The 16,857-nt window shown below is 71.0% G+C and carries 15 protein-coding genes and 2 riboswitches; of the genes, 11 read left to right on the top strand and 4 right to left on the bottom strand.

Features of this window, described 5'->3' with window-relative positions; genetic code table 11:
- Window positions 1–57: 57 nt before the first annotated feature.
- The 3 genes from C8054_RS03840 to bluB all read right to left on the bottom strand — a co-directional run bounded on the left by C8054_RS03840 (window position 58) and on the right by bluB (window position 7,380).
- Entirely contained in the window at window positions 58–2,355 is a 2,298-nt protein-coding gene (locus C8054_RS03840) for a VWA domain-containing protein (RefSeq protein WP_107155310.1), read from the bottom strand.
- A complete protein-coding gene (gene cobN / locus C8054_RS03835; RefSeq protein WP_107155309.1) occupies window positions 2,352–6,020 on the bottom strand; it encodes a cobaltochelatase subunit CobN in 3,669 nt (1,222 codons plus the stop codon). The genes C8054_RS03840 and cobN overlap by 4 nt, the downstream gene beginning before the upstream one ends.
- Before the next feature lie 335 nt (window positions 6,021–6,355).
- A riboswitch (cobalamin riboswitch) is annotated at window positions 6,356–6,485 on the bottom strand.
- 253 nt (window positions 6,486–6,738) lie between these two features.
- Entirely contained in the window at window positions 6,739–7,380 is a 642-nt protein-coding gene (gene bluB, locus C8054_RS03830) for a 5,6-dimethylbenzimidazole synthase (protein ID WP_107155308.1), read from the bottom strand.
- 34 nt (window positions 7,381–7,414) lie between these two features.
- A riboswitch (cobalamin riboswitch) is annotated at window positions 7,415–7,618 on the bottom strand.
- A 333-nt stretch (window positions 7,619–7,951) separates the two neighbouring features.
- Here bluB and C8054_RS03825 point away from each other — a divergent pair.
- Window positions 7,952–8,635, top strand: a complete 684-nt coding sequence (locus C8054_RS03825) for an HAD family hydrolase (RefSeq protein ID WP_233219482.1) — start codon at window positions 7,952–7,954, stop codon at window positions 8,633–8,635.
- A gap of 77 nt (window positions 8,636–8,712) precedes the next feature.
- Here the strand turns inward: C8054_RS03825 and C8054_RS03820 are convergent, their stop codons facing one another.
- Entirely contained in the window at window positions 8,713–8,889 is a 177-nt protein-coding gene (locus C8054_RS03820; RefSeq protein ID WP_255562938.1) for a Trm112 family protein, read from the bottom strand.
- Between the two features lie 325 nt (window positions 8,890–9,214).
- Here C8054_RS03820 and C8054_RS03815 point away from each other — a divergent pair, with 325 nt between their 5' ends.
- The 10 genes from C8054_RS03815 (at window position 9,215) to C8054_RS03770 (ending at window position 16,824) form a co-directional block, all read left to right on the top strand.
- Complete coding sequence (locus C8054_RS03815; protein WP_199199518.1) at window positions 9,215–10,135, top strand: LLM class flavin-dependent oxidoreductase; 921 nt, start codon at window positions 9,215–9,217, stop codon at window positions 10,133–10,135.
- Window positions 10,136–10,204: 69 nt separating this feature from the next.
- Window positions 10,205–10,510, top strand: coding sequence for a cupin domain-containing protein (locus C8054_RS03810; RefSeq protein ID WP_233219481.1), 306 nt, complete (start codon window positions 10,205–10,207; stop codon window positions 10,508–10,510).
- 4 nt (window positions 10,511–10,514) lie between these two features.
- On the top strand, window positions 10,515–11,021 hold the full coding sequence (locus C8054_RS03805) for a thiamine pyrophosphate-binding protein (RefSeq protein WP_233219480.1): 507 nt from the start codon (window positions 10,515–10,517) through the stop codon (window positions 11,019–11,021).
- Window positions 11,021–11,605 carry a hypothetical protein gene (locus tag C8054_RS03800; protein WP_107155304.1) on the top strand — a complete coding sequence of 195 codons (585 nt, stop codon included), beginning with the start codon at window positions 11,021–11,023 and terminating at the stop codon, window positions 11,603–11,605. The genes C8054_RS03805 and C8054_RS03800 overlap by 1 nt, the downstream gene beginning before the upstream one ends.
- Window positions 11,602–12,651: a hypothetical protein gene (locus C8054_RS03795; RefSeq protein WP_107155303.1), complete on the top strand. Its 1,050-nt coding sequence runs from the start codon at window positions 11,602–11,604 to the stop codon at window positions 12,649–12,651. Before C8054_RS03800 ends, C8054_RS03795 begins: the two co-directional genes overlap by 4 nt.
- Window positions 12,635–13,033 carry an NUDIX domain-containing protein gene (locus C8054_RS03790; protein ID WP_107155302.1) on the top strand — a complete coding sequence of 133 codons (399 nt, stop codon included), beginning with the start codon at window positions 12,635–12,637 and terminating at the stop codon, window positions 13,031–13,033. The genes C8054_RS03795 and C8054_RS03790 overlap by 17 nt, the downstream gene beginning before the upstream one ends.
- A gap of 54 nt (window positions 13,034–13,087) precedes the next feature.
- Entirely contained in the window at window positions 13,088–13,639 is a 552-nt protein-coding gene (folE, locus tag C8054_RS03785) for a GTP cyclohydrolase I (RefSeq protein WP_107155301.1), read from the top strand.
- Window positions 13,640–13,732: 93 nt separating this feature from the next.
- Window positions 13,733–15,583 carry an adenosylcobalamin-dependent ribonucleoside-diphosphate reductase gene (locus C8054_RS03780; RefSeq protein ID WP_158273799.1) on the top strand — a complete coding sequence of 617 codons (1,851 nt, stop codon included), beginning with the start codon at window positions 13,733–13,735 and terminating at the stop codon, window positions 15,581–15,583.
- Window positions 15,584–15,643: 60 nt separating this feature from the next.
- Complete coding sequence (locus C8054_RS03775; RefSeq protein ID WP_158273798.1) at window positions 15,644–16,339, top strand: class I SAM-dependent methyltransferase; 696 nt, start codon at window positions 15,644–15,646, stop codon at window positions 16,337–16,339.
- Window positions 16,336–16,824, top strand: coding sequence for a Maf family protein (locus C8054_RS03770; protein WP_107155298.1), 489 nt, complete (start codon window positions 16,336–16,338; stop codon window positions 16,822–16,824). Before C8054_RS03775 ends, C8054_RS03770 begins: the two co-directional genes overlap by 4 nt.
- Window positions 16,825–16,857: the final 33 nt, after the last annotated feature.

Raw genomic sequence — 16,857 nt, 5'->3', positions numbered from 1 at the left:
CGATCTCTCCTCGTCGGCACTCCGGTCGGACGGTCGGTCATGGGCGCGCGTCGTCCGCTACGCACGGGCAGGGCCGCGGGCGGGCGGCCGGGTGACCGCGTGCAACGGGTGGCAGGGGGCGTCGAGCTGGGTGGCCAGGCGGTGGGCCAGGCGCAGGCGGACCGGACCCGACTCGCAGTCGACGACCACGCAGGGGACGCCGGTGGCGGCGAGCATCGTCGCCGCCGTGGCCGCCCGCTCCAGCGGGCACCGGCCCGCGGTGGCCCGACCGTCGGTGACGACCAGCACCAGCGGGCGGCGCCTCGGGTCGCGCAGCCGTTCCCGGCGCAGCAGGTCGGCCGCGGCGAGCAGGCCCTCGGCCAGCGGGGTACGCCCACCGGTGGACATCTCGGCCAGCCGGATCGAGGCGGTCAGCACCGACGAGGTGGCCGGCAGCAGGGTGCGTGCCCGGTCACCCCGGAAGGCGATCACCGCCACCTTGTCCCGCCGCTGGTACGCGTCGGTGAGCAGGGCGAGCACGGCGTCCTTGACCGCCGTCATCCGCTCGCGGGCGCCCATCGACCCGCTGGCGTCCACCACGAACAGCACCAGGTTGCCCTCGCGTCCCTCGCGGACCGCCTCGCGCACGTCGTCCGGGCGCAGCCGCAGTGGGCCGGTGAGCCGACCCCGGGCCGCCTGGTGCGGCGCGCCCGCGCGGACCGTGGCCGGCAGGTGCAGCGCGGCCACCCGACCGGCCGGCACCCGGGCGCCCGTGGTGCGGCCCCGCCCGGTGCGGGCGCGGGACCGCCGACCGGGCACCCCGTCCCCCACCCCGGGCGCGGTGAGCAGCCGCGCCGTCAGCCCACCCCGGGGTACGGCCACCGGCTGACCGGCGGCGGCGTCGCCCGGACGCGGCCGACCACGACGCTGGTCGTCGACGTCGCCGTCGCCGGGCCCGCCGCCCTCGGCCCACCCGGGCCGGCCGTCCGCCGGCCGTCCGGCGGGACCGTGCGACCCGTCCCCGGCGGACGGCTCTCCGTCGGGTCCGCCCCGGTCGGCGTCGGGTCCACGACGCTCGGCGTCGACGGTCTCGCGCCCGCCGGAACCGTGCCGCCCCGGGCCGGCCCCGTCGGGACCACGACCGTCCCCGGCCGCCGGGTCTCCGCCGCGCCCGTCCGGGCCGCCCCCGCCGAAGCCGGGACCGTCCCCCGCCGCCCCACCGGGACCGCCCGGACCGCCGGAACCGCCCGGACCGCCGGGACCGCCCGGACCGCCGGAACCGCCCGGACCGCCGGAACCGCCCGGACCGCCGCCCCGCGGGCCGTCGCCGTCGGGGCCGCCGTCGTCCGGGTCGTCGGGGTGCTCGTCCTGGGCGCGCTGCAACGCCTCGTCGAGGCGCTTGTCGTCCAGGCCGGGAGTGTCGAACGGGTCGCGGCGACGCCGGTGCGGCAGGGCCAGCCGGGCGGCCACCCGCACGTCGTCGACGGTCACCCGGTCCCGCCCGTGCCAGGCGGCGTGCGCCATCGCGGTACGGGCGGTGACGATGTCGGCGCGCATCCCGTCCACGTCGAACGACGCGCAGACCTCGGCGATCTGGCGCAGCGAGGAATCCGGCAGTCGCACCCGGGCGAGCCGCTGCCGCGCGACGGCCACCTGTCGGGCGGTCCGCGCGTCGGCCTCGGCCCAGCGGGCGGCGAAGCCGGCCGGGTCGGCGTCGGCGGCCAACCGGCGACGGACCACCTCGACGCGGACCGCCGGGTCCCGGCTGGCGCCCACCTCGACGGTGAGCCCGAACCGGTCGAGGAGCTGCGGGCGCAGCTCACCCTCCTCCGGGTTCATCGTGCCGACCAGCAGGAACCGGGCGGCGTGGCTGACCGAGACGCCCTCCCGCTCGACGTGGTTGCGACCCATCGCGGCGGCGTCGAGCAGCAGGTCGACCAGATGGTCGTGCAGCAGGTTCACCTCGTCGACGTAGAGCACGCCACGGTGCGCGGCGGCCAGCAGGCCCGGTTCGAAGGCGCGTACCCCCTCGCCGAGGGCCCGCTCCAGGTCCAGCGAGCCGACCACCCGGTCCTCGGCGGCGCCGACCGGCAGCTCGACCAGCCGGGCCGGAGCGGTCTCGGCGGCGGCGCCGGCGGGGTGCGGACCGTCCGGGCAGGCCGGGTCCGGCGCGGCCGGATCGCACCCGAACCGGCAGCCCGCCAGCCGCCGCACCGGCGGCAGCAGTGTGGCGAGGGCCCGTACGGCGGTGGACTTGGCGGTGCCCTTCTCGCCCCGCACCAGCACCCCGCCGATCGCCGGGGAGACGGCGTTGAGCAGCAGCGCCAGCCGCATGTCGGCCATGCCGAGCACAGCGCTGAACGGGTAGGTGCTCATGCGCGTTCCTCCAGGTCACCCTCGCTGGCGAGGTACGTGTCGCGGAGCCGGTCCAGGGTCGCCGGCTCCGGTTCGGCCCACAGCCCCCGGTCGGCGGCCTCCAGCAGCCGCTCGGTGATGCCGCGCAACGCCCACGGGTTGGACCGCTCCAGGAAGTCACGGGTGGTGTCGTCGAAGACGTAGGCGGCGGCCAGGTGCTCGTACATCCAGTCGTCGACCACCCCGGCGGTGGCGTCGTAGCCGAACAGGTAGTCCACGGTGGCGGCCAGCTCGAACGCGCCCTTGTAGCCGTGCCGGCGCATGGCGGCGATCCACTTCGGGTTGACCACCCGGGCCCGGAACACCCGCCGGGTCTCCTCGCCCAGCGTCCGGGTGCGCACGTCGTGCGGCATCGCCGAGTCGCCCACGTACGCCTCCGGCGAGGCGCCGGTCAGGTGGCGGACCGTCGCCACCATCCCGCCGTGGTACTGGAAGTAGTCGTCGGAGTCGACGATGTCGTGCTCGCGGGTGTCCTGGTTCTTCACGGCCACCGCGATCCGGGCGAACGAGCGTTCCATGTCGGCCCGCGCCTCCCGCCCGTCGAGACCACGGCCGTAGGCGTAGCCACCCCAGACCGCGTACACCTCGGCGAGATCGGCGTCACTGCGCCAGGTGCGGGCGTCGATCAGCGGCAGCAGTCCCGCGCCGTACGCGCCCGGTTTGGAGCCGAAGATCCGGGCGGTGGCCCGCCGCTCGTCGCCGTGCTCGGCCAGGTCGGCGGCGACGTGCGCGCGGACGAAGTTCTCCGTGTCCGGCTCGTCCAGCGCGGCCACCCGCCGGACGGCGTCGTCGAGCAGCGCCACCACGTGCGGGAACGCGTCGCGGAAGAACCCGGAGATGCGGACCGTGACGTCGACGCGGGGCCGGCCCAGTTCCACGGTCGGCACCACCTCGACACCGGTGACCCGCCGCGACCGGTCGTCCCACACGGGTCGGCAGCCGAGCAGGGCCAGCACCTCGGCGATGTCGTCGCCCTGGGTCCGCATGGCGCTGGTGCCCCAGACGGACAACCCCACCGACCGGGGGTACGCGCCGGTGTCGGCGAGGTACCGCGCGAGCAGCGAGTCGGCCAGCGCCGTGCCGACGTCCCAGGCGTTGCGGCTGGGAATGGCCTTGGGATCGACGGAGTAGAAGTTGCGACCGGTGGGCAGCACGTTGACCAGCCCTCGGGTGGGCGAGCCGGACGGGCCGGGCGGCACGAACCGGCCGTCCAGGGCGCCGAGGGTGTTGGTCAGCTCGTCGGTGGTCCGCGCCAGGCGGGGTACCACCTCGGTGGCGGCGAAGCGGAGCACCGCGGCGGCGTCCGGGACGGCCCGGCCGGTCACCTCCGTGACCACCGCCTCGACCGCGTCGGCGTCCCAGCCGAGGGTCTCCATGCCGACCACCAGCCGGCGCGCCAGCGCCTCGATCAGGTCGACGGCGTCGGCGGCGGTGACCGACGGCCCGTCGACGACCTCGGTCAGCGCGGCCGGCAGGGCCATCCGCCGCCCCGGCGACGCGAGCAGCTCCTGCTCGTCGAGACCGTACGCGCCGGCGAGGGCCTGCCGCAGGCCGGGCAGGGCACGGGTGCCGCCCCAGACCTGTGGGGCGCGTAGCACCGCGAGGACCAGGTTGACCCGCGGTTCGCCGGTGGGGGCGGCGGCGAGGACGTGCAGCCCGTCGCGGATCTGCACGTCCTTGACCTCACAGAGGTAGCCGTCGAGGTGCAGCACGAAGTCGTCGAAGTCGTCGGCGGCGGGCATCGCCTCGGTGTGCAGGTCGTGGTGCAGTTCGGCGGCGCGGACCAGGTCCCAGATCTGCGCCCGCACGGTCGGCGCCTTGGCCGGGTCGAGGGCCTGCACGGTGGCGTACTCGTCGAGCAGTTGCTCCAGTCTGGCCAGGTCTCCGTAGGTCTCGGCGCGGGCCATCGGCGGCACCAGGTGGTCGACCACGACAGCGTGGGCACGCCGTTTGGCCTGGGTGCCCTCACCGGGATCGTTGACGATGAACGGATAGACCAGCGGCAGGTCGCCCAGCACCGCGTCGGGGGCGCAGTCGGCCGCCAGGCCGAGGCCCTTGCCGGGCAGCCATTCCAGGGTGCCGTGCTTGCCCAGGTGCACCACGGCGTCCGCGCCGAACCCACCGTCGGCGACCGGCGCGCCGAGCCAGCGGTACGCGGCCAGGTAGTGGTGGCTGGGCGGCAGGTCCGGGTCGTGGTAGATGGCGATCGGGTTCTCCCCGAAGCCGCGCGGCGGCTGGATCAGCAGCACCACGTTGCCGAAGCGCAGCCCGGCCAGGACGATGTCCCCACCCTCGGTGTACAGCTCGCCGGGTGGCTCGCCCCAGTGCTCCCGCATCCGCTCGCGCAGCGCGGCGGGCAGCTCGTCGAACCACCGCCGGTACGTGCGCCCCGGTATCCGGGCCTCGGCGGCGCGCTGCTGCTCCGGGGTGAGCCACTCCACGTCGTGGCCGCCCGCGGCGATCAACGCATGGATCAGGGCGTCGCCGTCGTCGGGTGGCGGGGCGTCGCCCAGGTGGTAGCCGGCGTCGGCCATCGCCGCGAACAGCCGGACGGCGGAGGCCGGGGTGTCCAGGCCGACCGCGTTGCCGACCCGGGAATGCTTGGTCGGGTACGAGCTGAGCACCACCGCGACGCGCTTGTCGGTGGCGGGCACGTGTCGTAGCCGGGCGTGGCGGACCGCGATGCCGGCCACCCGGGCGGCCCGGTCGGGGTCGGCGGCGTAGACCGAGAGCCCGTCGGCGTCGATCCGCTTGAACGAGAACGGCACGGTGATGATCCGGCCGTCGAACTCGGGGATGGCCACCTGCATGGCGGCGTCCAGCGGGGACAGTCCGGCGTCGCTGCCCGCCCACTGCTCGCGGGTGCTGGTGAGGCAGAGGGCCTGGATGACCGGCACGTCCAGCGCCGCGAGGGCGCCGACGTCCCAGGCGTCCTCGTCGCCGCCACCGGAGGCGTCAGCGGCCACCGCTCCGCCGGCGGCGAGCACGGTGACCAGCAGCGCGTCGCACCGGCCGAAGAGTCCGAGCGGACCGGCGCCGGTGGTCAACCCGCGCAGCGAGCCGCAGAAGATCGGCAGCGGGTTCCCGCCGGCGGTCCGTACCGCGTCGGCGAGCACGTCGACGAAGCCGGTGTTGCCGGCGAGCGCGTGCGCGCGGTAGAAGACGATCCCCACGGTGGGCCGGCCGGGGACGATCTCCGGATCGCCGTGCACGCCGTAGGCCGGGGTGGGCGCGGGCGGGGCGAAGCCCTCGCCGGTGAGCAGCACCCGGTCGGACAGGAACCGGGCCAGCCGGCCCAGGTTCGCCGGGCCGCCCTCGACCAGGTACGCGAGCGCCGCGGTGACCACACCGGACGGCACTGTGGAGACCGCCATCAGCTCCGCGTCGGGCAGCGCCTCACCGCCGAGCACCACCGTGGGGACGCCGCTGGCCAGCACGGCGGCCAGCCCGTCCGGCCACGTCTGCCGGCCGCCGAGCAGGCGTACGACGGCGAGGTCGACGCCGTCGACGAGCGCGGGCACCGCGTCGGCGGCGACCCGCGCGGGGTTGGCGAGCCGGTAGTCGGCGTCGCTGGCGCGGGCGGCCAGCAGGTCGGTGTCGGCAGTGGACAGCAACAGGATGCGCACGGGAAACTCCGGAGAGTGACGCCTCCGGTCGCGCGAAGGCGACCGGGGCGAAGCGGGATGGGAGCGGCGTCAGCGGATGCGGCGACCCGCGGCGCGACTCACCGGGACGCGGGCCGGCGAGCGGTCAGCGCTGGCGGCACGCGCCCCGGCCGAGGGGATCCACGATCCCGGGTGCGCCGGCACGGGGCACGCCGGCACGACCGGCGGCATGGCAGGCAACGGGTGCGGCGGAGCGTCCACCGCGCAGTTCATGACGATGCTCGTCGATGGAAGAGATTCCGTGCGTCATCGGGTCCTCCTCGGGTGTCCACGCCCTGGGGTACGTCCGACGGCCGAAGTATCCTGGCTCCCGGATCAACGCTCACCCCCGGCCTTCCAACCGCGCACGCACGGTCGTGACTCGCAAGGGGGGATCACTCCCCGGTGACAGTGGCGGGACCGCGCCGGAATCGCACCGGCTTCCTTCACTGCCGTCAGGCCGCGAATGCTGCCACACCTCACGACCTGCGGTCAACGGCACTCCACCACGGGCAACCGTTGCCCGGACCATCGAGACAGGTCGATCAGCGCCCCCGCTGCCCGCCGGGGCCACGACACTCCGGACCAGCGCTCCGCCGGGCCGTCTCGATCGCACCGCCCGGACAGGCCGCCGACCGAGAGCGATCAGGTAGCGCGAGCAGGGGCGGTCCGGCACCGCCCCTGCTGCGCGGCAACGACGTCACCTCGTGGCGGATGCGGGGTTCCAGCGGTCGTGGTGGATCGCCGCGGACAGGGGGCGGCGGTGGCGCCAGCCGTGTCGTTCGAGATCGGGCACCGCTTCGAGGTGGGTGACAGGGCCGAGGCAGAGCCAGGCGACGGGTCGGATGCCGGCCGGAGTGGCGAGCAACCGCTGGAGGAACTGCTCGCGATAGAACGACACCCAGCCGAGGCCGAGGTCTTCGGCGGTGGCGGCCAGCCAGAGGTTCTGGATGGCCAGACAGGTCGAGTACAGGCCGGTGTCGGAGATGGCGTGGCGACCCAGGACCGCCGGGCCGCCACGGTCGGGGTCGTAGGTCACCACGATCGACAGTGTCGACTCCAGGATGCCGTCGATCTTGATGCCGGAGAATCGTCGAGCGTCCGGGACGCCGAGGGTGGCGGCGAACGTGTCGCGCTCGGCACGGACATGCCGATGGAACGCTTCACGCAGGCCCCGGTCACGGATCACGATGAAGTCCCAGGGCTGGGACAGCCCGACACTGGGTGCGGCGTGCGCCGCCGCGAGGACGCGATCGAGTACGCCAGGGGCGAGGGGTTCGCCACTGAACTGGCCACGGACGTCACGGCGACGGTGGATCACGTCGTAGATGTCGCTGATCATGGGCAGGCTCCCGCTGCGCTCATGCCCCACCCGGGTGGGGCCGATGACGCGAGGCCGGTCTTCGGACTCCCAGATCAACGCCCGTCCGCCCGCCTTCCCAGCCGGTTCGGCCAGTGACTGCGCACAGGTGCGCGTGGGCGGCAGCTCCCTGGTCACCGCGGCGGGCCCGTGCCGGAGTCACACCGGCTTCCCGATTCTCCCCACCACCGGGTGGGGCACCTCGCAACAGTTCGTGCCGCTCGGCACAATACCCGTGTCCGAAACCGACCCCGGTGAGGACGGCGACGACTGTCGGACGCTGACACTCCTGCGCCGCTGACGTCCTGCCGGCCCGGACATCACTGCAGCGTTTGCGAGCCCTCCGGAGCTGGACGACCCGAGAACTCATCCCAGCCGATTTCGCGCAGCGCCCCGCCCCACCCTTTATCCGTGCTGGTCCGAGTGGCGCAGGCCAGCCGAGTGGGTAGTGCCGCAGGAGCCCGGCTCGCCACCGTTCTGACGCGGTAGACGGACCGCGAAACTCCCCTTCCCGAAGAGGGCGTGCGACCGCCGGGGCCGTTAGGCTTGGCTCGTGATTCGCGCTGTGATTGTGGACGTCGACGACACCCTGTGCCTCACTCAGGCCGCCTCGTTCGCATTGGAGAACGAAGTCCTGGCAGAGATGGGCCGGCCCCCCATACAACGGGAGGTGCATCTGTCCACCTGGGGCGAGCCACTGCTGGACGCCATGCCCCGACGTTCACCCGGCCTGGACCTGGCCCAGTTCTCGGCGCTCTATCAGGGCGCCCTGGAAGGGTACATCGCAGACGGCCGTCTGGATCTGATCCCCCCTGAGAACCTTCGCGCGTTGGACGAATTCGTGATGGCCGGCCGGTCGGTGTTCCTGTTGACCTCGCGGACCGAGGACGAGGTTCGGCACATGCTGGCACCGGATCATGTCCTGGCCGAGCGGGTCAGTGGCATCTACCACGCCGGCAACACGCTTTTCCGCAAACCGGATCCGCGCGCCTTCGATGAGTTGCTGGCAGCGACTGACATTCCACCCGGGCAGTGCGTCTACGTCGGGGATTCGCCGGGTGACGCGCTAGCCGCCGGGGGAGCCGGCATGCATTTCGTCGGCTGCCTGCAGAGCGGGGTCCGGCAAGCGGCGGACTTCGATCCCCGCTACGTCGATGCCTTCATTGACGCTTTTCCCGACATCGTCGACGCGGTCAAGCAGCTCGACCAGCATTCACTGCCGACGTCTGGTGGCTAGCGCACCGCCGGGCGCCCGATCCTCCGTCGACGACCGACCGGGCGAGCGAGGTCGCCCGGTTCGCCAGCCGGGTCGACTCACTTGAGGAGCAGGGCCGGGATGCCGTCACGGACCGGAAAGCACAGTCCACAGCGGTCGCAGCGCAGGTCCTCGCTCTCTGCCGAGTAGCTGAGGCCGCCGCGGTCCGCCGGACAGCACAGGATTTCGAGAAGCTCCTGATCGACGTTCACGATTCCTCCCAGGGTGGCGTACACGTCGCGATGGCATGCCGAACGGACCACAAGCTTCCGGACCAGGGGGCCGGCCACGGCTCGGCGGTCGTCAGCTGGGGGCCAAGGGTAGCGCGAGCTGAATGGCTTGCCTAGCTGTCCGCACTCCCCGGGGAACTGCCGAATCCCAATGGCCGAACAAAGCGGATTCCGCCCTTGCGCTGATCCAAATTTGTCGAGCGCGGGAATTGCGTCCAACGTTCCCGGGATCGAATTTTGCGTTGACCGACGTCGATAGGGACGCTAGGGTTGGCCGCGGGATGCAAGTTCCACAAAGGGTCTCAGTTGAAGGACACGCTCCGTACCCACGATGCACGACGATGATCGGGGAAACCGTATGCCGGAAAACCGATTGCACCGTCCGATGAAGTACGCGGTTTCCGTTCCTCCGCACGGCGACTACGGTGATCCGCGATTTCTGGCAACTCTCGCCAAAGAAGCCGAGGAAGCCGGCTGGGACGGCTTCTTCCTCTGGGACCATCTCGCTTTCATGCGAGGATTTGACGGCCCTATCGTAGATCCCTGGATCAGCCTCGCCGCGATTGCCGCGTCGACCACCCGCATACGGCTCGGTCCCATGGTGACACCTTTGGCGCGACGACGGCCTTGGAAGGTCGCTCGGGAGACCGTCACCCTCGACCACCTGTCGCAGGGACGACTCATCCTCGGTGTTGGGCTCGGGTACCCGGCCGATTCCGAGTTCGAGGACTTCGGCGAGGACGGGGACGAACGTGTTCGCGCCGAGAAACTGGACGAGGCCCTGGACGTCATCGAGGGGTTGTGGTCGGGGAAACCGTTCAGCTACGCGGGTCGCCACTTTCAGGTCCGAGACTGCACGTTCCTGCCCCGGCCCGTACAGGAACCCCGCATCCCCATCTGGGTGGGCGGCTACTGGCCGAACCGCCCGCCCTTCCGCCGGGCCGCCCGATGGGACGGCGTGCTGCCCGGCCGGCTCTCTCTCGAACGTCGGCGCGCCTGGACCCCCACCATGATCCCCGTCGACCAGTACCGAGAAATGGCCTCCTTCATCTCCGATCGGCGAACGAGCGACGCGCACTTCGACTTCGCCATCGGCGGGTACAGCGACGGCGATGGTGGACCCGCCGACCACGACCGGGTGAAGGCGTACGCAGACGCCGGCCTGACCTGGTGGGTCGAGAACCTGCACGGTTTCCGTGGCGACCTGTCGCAGATGCGCGGCCGGATCGCCCTCGGGCCTCCCCGGCTCTGACCGGGCCCGGAGCTCAGTCCACTTCTCGGTGGTACCAACCAGCCGTCAACGCTTCCACGGAGGACACCCATGCAGTCGGACATCGTTGAGGTGGGCACCGAACTGGTGTACCAGGACGACCGGGTCCGGATTTGGACGCTGGATCTCGCCCCCGGGCAGGAAACCAACATCCATCAGCACCCCTGCGACTACGTGTACGTCGTGCTGAGCCCCGGCCAGACGGAGACGGTTTGCATCGACGGCACGGTCCTGCCGGGCGACGACAAGGTCGGCGACGCCGTCTACCACGAGGCCGGGCTTCCTCACCTGCTCCGCAACGTGGGGCCCACACCGTATGCGAACGTCATCGTCGAACTCGTCTCCACCAGGCGGTGACGGCGTGGGTGCGGAGAACGTCTACCGGGCGCTTGTCGACAGTGAGGTCGACCTGATCACCGCCGTCCCCGACTCTTTGCTGGCGCCCCTGCACCGGTGCGCGGCCGAGCGCGACGACATCCCGTACATCCAGGTCTGCGACGAGGCGACGGCGGTGGGAATCGCCGCCGGCGCCCGCCTCGCGGGCAGTCGAAGTCTGGTGCTGATGGAAAACTCCGGATTGCGGCGGGCCTGCGAGACCCTGGCCCGATTCGCTCTCAGCCACCGTCTGCACACGGTGCTGCTGCTGGCCCGACGCGGCGCCTTCGGGGAGGCCAACTGGTGGGGCCTGCCGCACGAGGAGGGCATGCACCCACACCTGCGGATGCTTTCCGCGGCGACAGCGGAGGTCGACTCAGTTCACGCGTTGCCCGATCTGCTCAGGAAGGCGTACGACACACTCGACACCGGCCAACGCACCGTAGCGCTGATCGCCAACCCGCCGTTCATCGAAGAACTGCGGAGCCAGTAGTGCGGACCTCCGAATTCATCGCCGCCCTGCTCGACCGACTGCCGCCGGACAGCCTGCTCGTCTCCGCGCTCGGCCGCACCAGCGAGGAGTTGTATCAGCTTGCCGCACATCGCACGCTGGTCACGGACACCATGGGCGATGTCGCCGCGCTCTCGACCGGGCTGGCGATCGGCGCTCACCCGCTGGCCGTTGTGGGAGTCGACACCGACGGCAGCTTCCTGATGAACCTCTCGGTCCTGACCGCGCTGGGTGCGCGGCTGCCCGGTCTCGACAACCACACGCTGGTCATTGTCGACAACGCGCGCTACGAGTCGGCCGGTGGTATGCCGAGCCGCCTCGTCGAGCTCGACTGGCACCAGCTCTTCGGCGCGGTGGGTCTGCGTGTGGTGGGCGTCCACACGCCGAGCGACCTACCCGAGCGGCTCCCGACACCCGGCGTTGTCGTCGTGGGTCATGTCACCAATGACGACCCGGCCCCGTCCGCGACGAAGCCGGTCGACGGCGTGGAGTCCGCGTACCTGATCGAGAAGTACATCGCCCGCCGGCGCGGTGTGCCATACCGGCTGCCGGCGGTGAAGACATGAGACTCATCGCCACCGGCGACGCCACGGCTCTGTACGAGCATCCCCATCCGGGCCCTGCCCGGGTGCTGCTCTGCTCGACCGCGTCGTCCCGGCGGCTGCTGACGGACCCGGTGGTCATCGGCAGCGCCTACCGGCACCTGGTGCGTACCGCGGTGGTGGAGGCTCTGATGATGTTCCGCGCCGACCGGGCCGGCGGCGAGGTGCTGTCCACCGACCGGATGTCGGTGGTCACCATCCTCCGGGGCGGCCTGAGCTTCGGCGTCGAGGAGGCGGTCAGCACCGCCTACGGCGCCGAGGCCGACGTGAGCTTCGTCGGTACCGAACGGTCCGCGGACGCGCCGCTCAAGGTCGTGTACGAGCGCTGGGAACTTGACGCCGACCCGGTCCTCGCCGGTGACATCATGGCCAGCGGCGGAACCATGACAGCGGTGCTGTCGCGCCTCCTGGCGGCCTCGACCCCTCGACGGCGTCGACCCCGGGCGATCGTGCTGGTGGTGATCGGCTCGGCCGCGGGCGTCGACGCGGTCCAGCGCTGTGTCGCCGCCGTGGATCCATCCGAGAGGCCGCAGGTCACCCTCATCCTCTTGGAGGCCCTGTTCGTGTTGCCGACACCCGGCACAGTGCCCTTTCCGCGGTTCTCCTTCGACCTGCTCCGGTCGGCGGCCGGCTCGACGCCCGAATTCGAGGCAGCCCGCCTGGCCTCGGTCGGAAGCCTCTTCGAACGATGCGTCATCTACGACGGCGGCGTACGGGCCTTCACTCCGTCGGCCCATGTCACCGATCGCTCCTCCTGGTGGTCGACCGTTGTGGACCGAGGCGTACCGCTGTCGGCGCTCGGCAAGCACGCCGCAGGGCTGTCCTCCTACGCGCTTCCACCACCCCGATGGCGTCGACACCTACCCTGGGCCTCGCAATCCGGCGTTGACCTGGATCTCATCCACGACCTTGGCAGCCGCGCGCTGCGCTATGCCGAGAGAACAGCCATCGCCGACTACGTGCACGAACGGCTCGCCGGAGGACTCCACAACGATGACGCACGAGATTGACAAGATCGCCTGGATCCACCTCGCCGACGGCCGGGTGCTCTCCACCAGGTCACACGGCCGCGAACGCTACTACCTCCCCGGCGGCAAGCGGGAAGCCGGCGAGAGCGATCTCGACACGCTGGTGCGTGAGGCAAAGGAGGAACTCACGGTCGACCTCGACCCTCTCACCGCCACCTTCTTCGGCGAGTTCCGCGCTCAGGCCGACGCGCACCCGGAAGGAGTCGTGGTGCGCATGCGTTGCTACGAGTCCGCCTACCAGGGCCGCATCGAGGCGTCGGCGGAGATCGCCGAGGTGGCGTGGCTGACCTACGCGGACCGGCGCCTGACCTCACCTGTCGACCAGCTCATCTTCGACCACCTGCGCGACCAAGGACGCCTTTAGACCACAACCACAGCGCACCGTCTGGGCGTAGACCCCCACCTCCAAGGAGGAAACGTGACCATCGCCGAATGGCTCGAGCAGAACATCACCACGGACAAGCGGGCGCTCGACTGGTACACCGGGCCCGAGTGCGAGCCGCGCATCGTCCGCGCCTACAAGGAGCTGCTCAGCGGCTACGACATCGACACCTCGAAGGTCCTCAAGACGACCTGTGTGGTCGAGGACGAGCACACCGGCGTCGTCGACATTCACGACATCAACTACTTCTCGATCTGCGCACACCACTTCCTGCCCTTCTTCGGCAAGGTGGACATCACCTATGTTCCCGGCCAGCGGATCCTCGGGCTGGGCAAGTTCCCCCGGCTGGTGCAGGCGTTCAGCAAGCGGTTCCAGATCCAGGAGTACCTGGTCAAGGACATCGCGATGGAGATCATGAACAGCGGTGGCGCGCGGGCTGTGCGGGTCTCCTCGACGGGTCGGCACATGTGCATGTGCAGTCGCGGCCCGTCGGACCAGACGGCGATCACCGACACCTCGTTCGTCGCCGGCGACACCGACCTGCTGACCGAATTCGGCGCGCCGCGGTCGGTCGTCCGGCGCGGTTGATCATCTCCGCTCCTCCTGTCACCGGCCCCGTCACCCATGTGGGTCCCGCAGTCACGGTCGCCATGCGCCGCCGCTCCCGGGAAGGCCAGATTCATGCCCGTCCAGACGTCCAAGCTTTTCGAATCAGTCCTGCACGACCTTCTTCTCACCCGGACCCCACAGGCTGCGTTCGCGCAGAACGCCCAACTGCTGTTGCAGGAGCGGTACCTGGCACGGGATGCGGCCGGCCAGGTGGTGGAGACCCCGGAAGCGATGCTGCAGCGGGTGGCCCGGGCCCTCGCCCGGGCCGAACAGCCGGACGCCGCCGGGCCCTGGGCGACGGCGTTCTACGAGGTGATGGCTCGCCTGGAGTTCCACCCGGGCAGTCGGACCCTCGCCAACGCCGGCACGCACCGGCCCCAGCTGGCCAACTGTTTCGTCTTCCCGGTCGACGACTCCCAGGAAAGCGTGCTGCGGACCTTTTCCGAGTCGTCGATCGTCAAAAGTTATGGCGGCGGGTGCGGCTTCAACTACTCGAATGTCCGGCCCCGCGGCGACGACGTTCGCGGCAGTTCCGGGCTCGCCGTCGGCCCGGTAGCACTGCTCAAGCTCTTCGACGACGCGACGAAGCTGTTCCGGCAGCGCGGCCGGTACGAGAGCGGCAACATGGCCATCCTCGATGTTGACCACCCTGATGTGCTGGAGTTCGTTGCGGCCAAGCGGCAGGACGGCTGGCTGAGCATGACGAACATTTCACTCGGAGTGAGCGACGCCTTCATGCGGGCGGTCGAGGCGGACACCGACTGGACGCTGGTCAACCGCCGCACCGGCGCAGTGGTCCGGACCCTGCCCGCACGGGAGCTCTTCGCCGTGGCCTGCGACCTGGCCTGCGAAACAGGCGATCCCGGGCTGATCTTCCTCGACGCGATGAACCGGAACAACCCGCTGCGCGACTCCATGGGCGACATCGCCGCCACCAACCCGTGTGGTGAGATCGGGCTCTATCCCTACGAGGCCTGCAACCTCGGCTACGTGAACCTTCCCCGGCTGCTCCTGCCGGCGGACCGTCGAGACGCCGCCCATCTGTTCGACCTCGACCGGCTACGTGCGGTCATGGCAGCCGGCGTACGGATGATCGACAACGCCATTTCCGAGTCATGGTTCCCGGTGCCGGAGATCCGGGAGGCGGTGGGCGGCAACCGGCGTATCGGCATCGGGGTCACCGGCTGGGCGGAAAGCCTGGCCGAGGCCGGCATTCAGTACGATTCGGACGAAGCACTCGCGGCCGCGACAATGCTGGCCCGATCCATGCGCGAGTTCGCCTATGACGCCTCGGTCGCGCTGGCGAGGGAGCGGGGCCCCTTCCCCAACGTCCACCGGTCGGTCTGGAAGGACGCCGACGAGCAGCCACGCAATGTGGCCCTACTCGCCATGCCGCCGAGCGGCAACAACGCTGTCATCTTCGACACGAGTTTCAGCATTGAGCCGTTCTTCGCGATGTCCTACACGCAGCGGGTGTTCGGCGGCCGGGAGATCCGCTCCGTCAACCGGCTACTGCTGCGGGAACTCGCCGCGCACGGCGTGCGGGAGGCGGACCTCCTCCAGGAGATCGCCGGCAATGGTGGCGGCGTTCAGGGACTGTCTCTGGTGCCGGAGCGGATCCAGCGCGTCTTCAAGACCGCCCACGACATCAGCCCCGAATGGCACGTCCGCATGCAGGCAGCCTTTCAGGAGCACGTGGACAACGCCGTCACCAAGACGGTCAACCTCCCGCGTACCGCAACGCCCGGGCAGGTGGCCGAGCTGTACCGGCAGGCGTGGCGGTTGGGTTGCAAGGGGATCACCGTGTACCGGGACACGTCCCGCGCCGACCAAGCGATCGAGGCGACCCGGCCGGCAGAGGCTGCCGAGACTCAGCACGTGAGCTGCGACCCGACGGACGGCACGTGCGCTGTCTGTGAGTGACCACACCGAGTCTGCCGCGCGGCGCGGTCCCGCCTGACCTTTCCCGAATGGAGTTTCCAATTGAGCCGCGATCTCTGGGAACGCGAGTACGTCAGCCACTCCATCTCGTCGTCGACCAACAACAGGCCGTCGCATGGTGCCGATTTCCTCCGCCGGCAACTGCCAAGGATCGCGCGAGTGGCCGGGCCGCCGCGCCTGCTCGACCTGGGGTGCGGCGGCGGCCGGAACACCACCGTGCTCGCCGAGACCGGGCTTGCCTTCTTCGGTATGGATTTCGCTCACCGGCCGTTGCTGGCGGCCCGTGCCCGTCCGGGTGTCGGGCCCTCGCGGCTGGTGCAGGCGTCAATGAAGGCGCTGCTGCCGTTCCGAGACGACACGTTCAGCCTCGTGACCGCCTTCACCAGCCTTGAGAATGTGACCGAGGACGAGCGGCTCGAAGGGCTTGCGCGGGAGGTACGGCGTGTCCTGTGCCCTGGCGGGTTGTTCTTCGCGTACTTCCTCACCCCTGATGATGGCTACTACCTGCCGCTGATCAACCGGGACAGCATGGGGCGGAACCTTACCTACGATCCGGTCACGGACCTGCGCCAACGGGTGTACCGGGTTGAGGAGCTCGGCGCGCTGTTCGAGCCGTCCTTCTCGCTGCTGGAATCCGAGACGTTCTCCTTTCCGGACGTCCGCTCGGGAGCCGTGCACCAGCGACGGTTGGCCAGCGCGATCTGGCAGCGCCGAGCCGAGGCGGGAGAGCCGGCATGACGAGAATCGTGCTCGGTTCCGGTTCCCCGTCGCGGCTCGACCTGCTGCGCCGCGCAGGCCTTGATCCCGTCGTCCCACCGGGCGGTGCAGCCGAGATACCCCGGCCGGGTGAGACACCCCCGCACCTGACCGAGCGGCTGGCGCACGCGACGGCCACGGCAGTCGCTGCCACCGTTGACGACGCGCCCGTCATCGGTGGTGACCCGGTGCCGGAGTTCGACGGCGTGACGGACGGCAAGCCACACAAGCCGGACTTGACGCTCGACATGTGGCGGCGCGTCTCGGGGCGGGCGGCTGTCCTCCCCGCCTACGTCGCCACCTCGGAGCCGCTACGGGTGGCTGACGCCGCCACGATCAACGGGCGAGGCGGGTGGTTCGTGGACCACGTCGCGGGCCATCCGTCGAACTGGGAAGGACTGTCGCCGCCCGTCCTGAGACGCCTTCTGCGCCGGTTGGACGTTCACACCGTTCGGCTCTGGACGTGAGCATGCGACTAGGACGCGGCGCGCCGAGCGCCC

Source organism: Micromonospora sp. RP3T (genome assembly GCF_003027925.1).
Lineage (GTDB): Bacteria > Actinomycetota > Actinomycetes > Mycobacteriales > Micromonosporaceae > Micromonospora.
Note: the sequence above shows the minus strand (reverse complement) of the source record. Positions and strands in the feature narration are given on the sequence as shown.

What these genes read in the sequence shown, in the direction of transcription:
- C8054_RS03780 (WP_158273799.1), top strand. Translation starts at nt 13,733, where the DNA reads ATGCCCGTCCAGACGTCCAAGCTTTTCGAATCAGTCCTGCACGACCTT.
- C8054_RS03795 (WP_107155303.1), top strand. Translation starts at nt 11,602, where the DNA reads ATGAGACTCATCGCCACCGGCGACGCCACGGCTCTGTACGAGCATCCC.
- C8054_RS03770 (WP_107155298.1), top strand. Translation starts at nt 16,336, where the DNA reads ATGACGAGAATCGTGCTCGGTTCCGGTTCCCCGTCGCGGCTCGACCTG.
- C8054_RS03815 (WP_199199518.1), top strand. Translation starts at nt 9,215, where the DNA reads ATGCACGACGATGATCGGGGAAACCGTATGCCGGAAAACCGATTGCAC.
- bluB (WP_107155308.1), bottom strand. Translation starts at nt 7,380, where the DNA reads ATGATCAGCGACATCTACGACGTGATCCACCGTCGCCGTGACGTCCGT.
- C8054_RS03840 (WP_107155310.1), bottom strand. Translation starts at nt 2,355, where the DNA reads ATGAGCACCTACCCGTTCAGCGCTGTGCTCGGCATGGCCGACATGCGG.
- C8054_RS03790 (WP_107155302.1), top strand. Translation starts at nt 12,635, where the DNA reads ATGACGCACGAGATTGACAAGATCGCCTGGATCCACCTCGCCGACGGC.
- C8054_RS03810 (WP_233219481.1), top strand. Translation starts at nt 10,205, where the DNA reads ATGCAGTCGGACATCGTTGAGGTGGGCACCGAACTGGTGTACCAGGAC.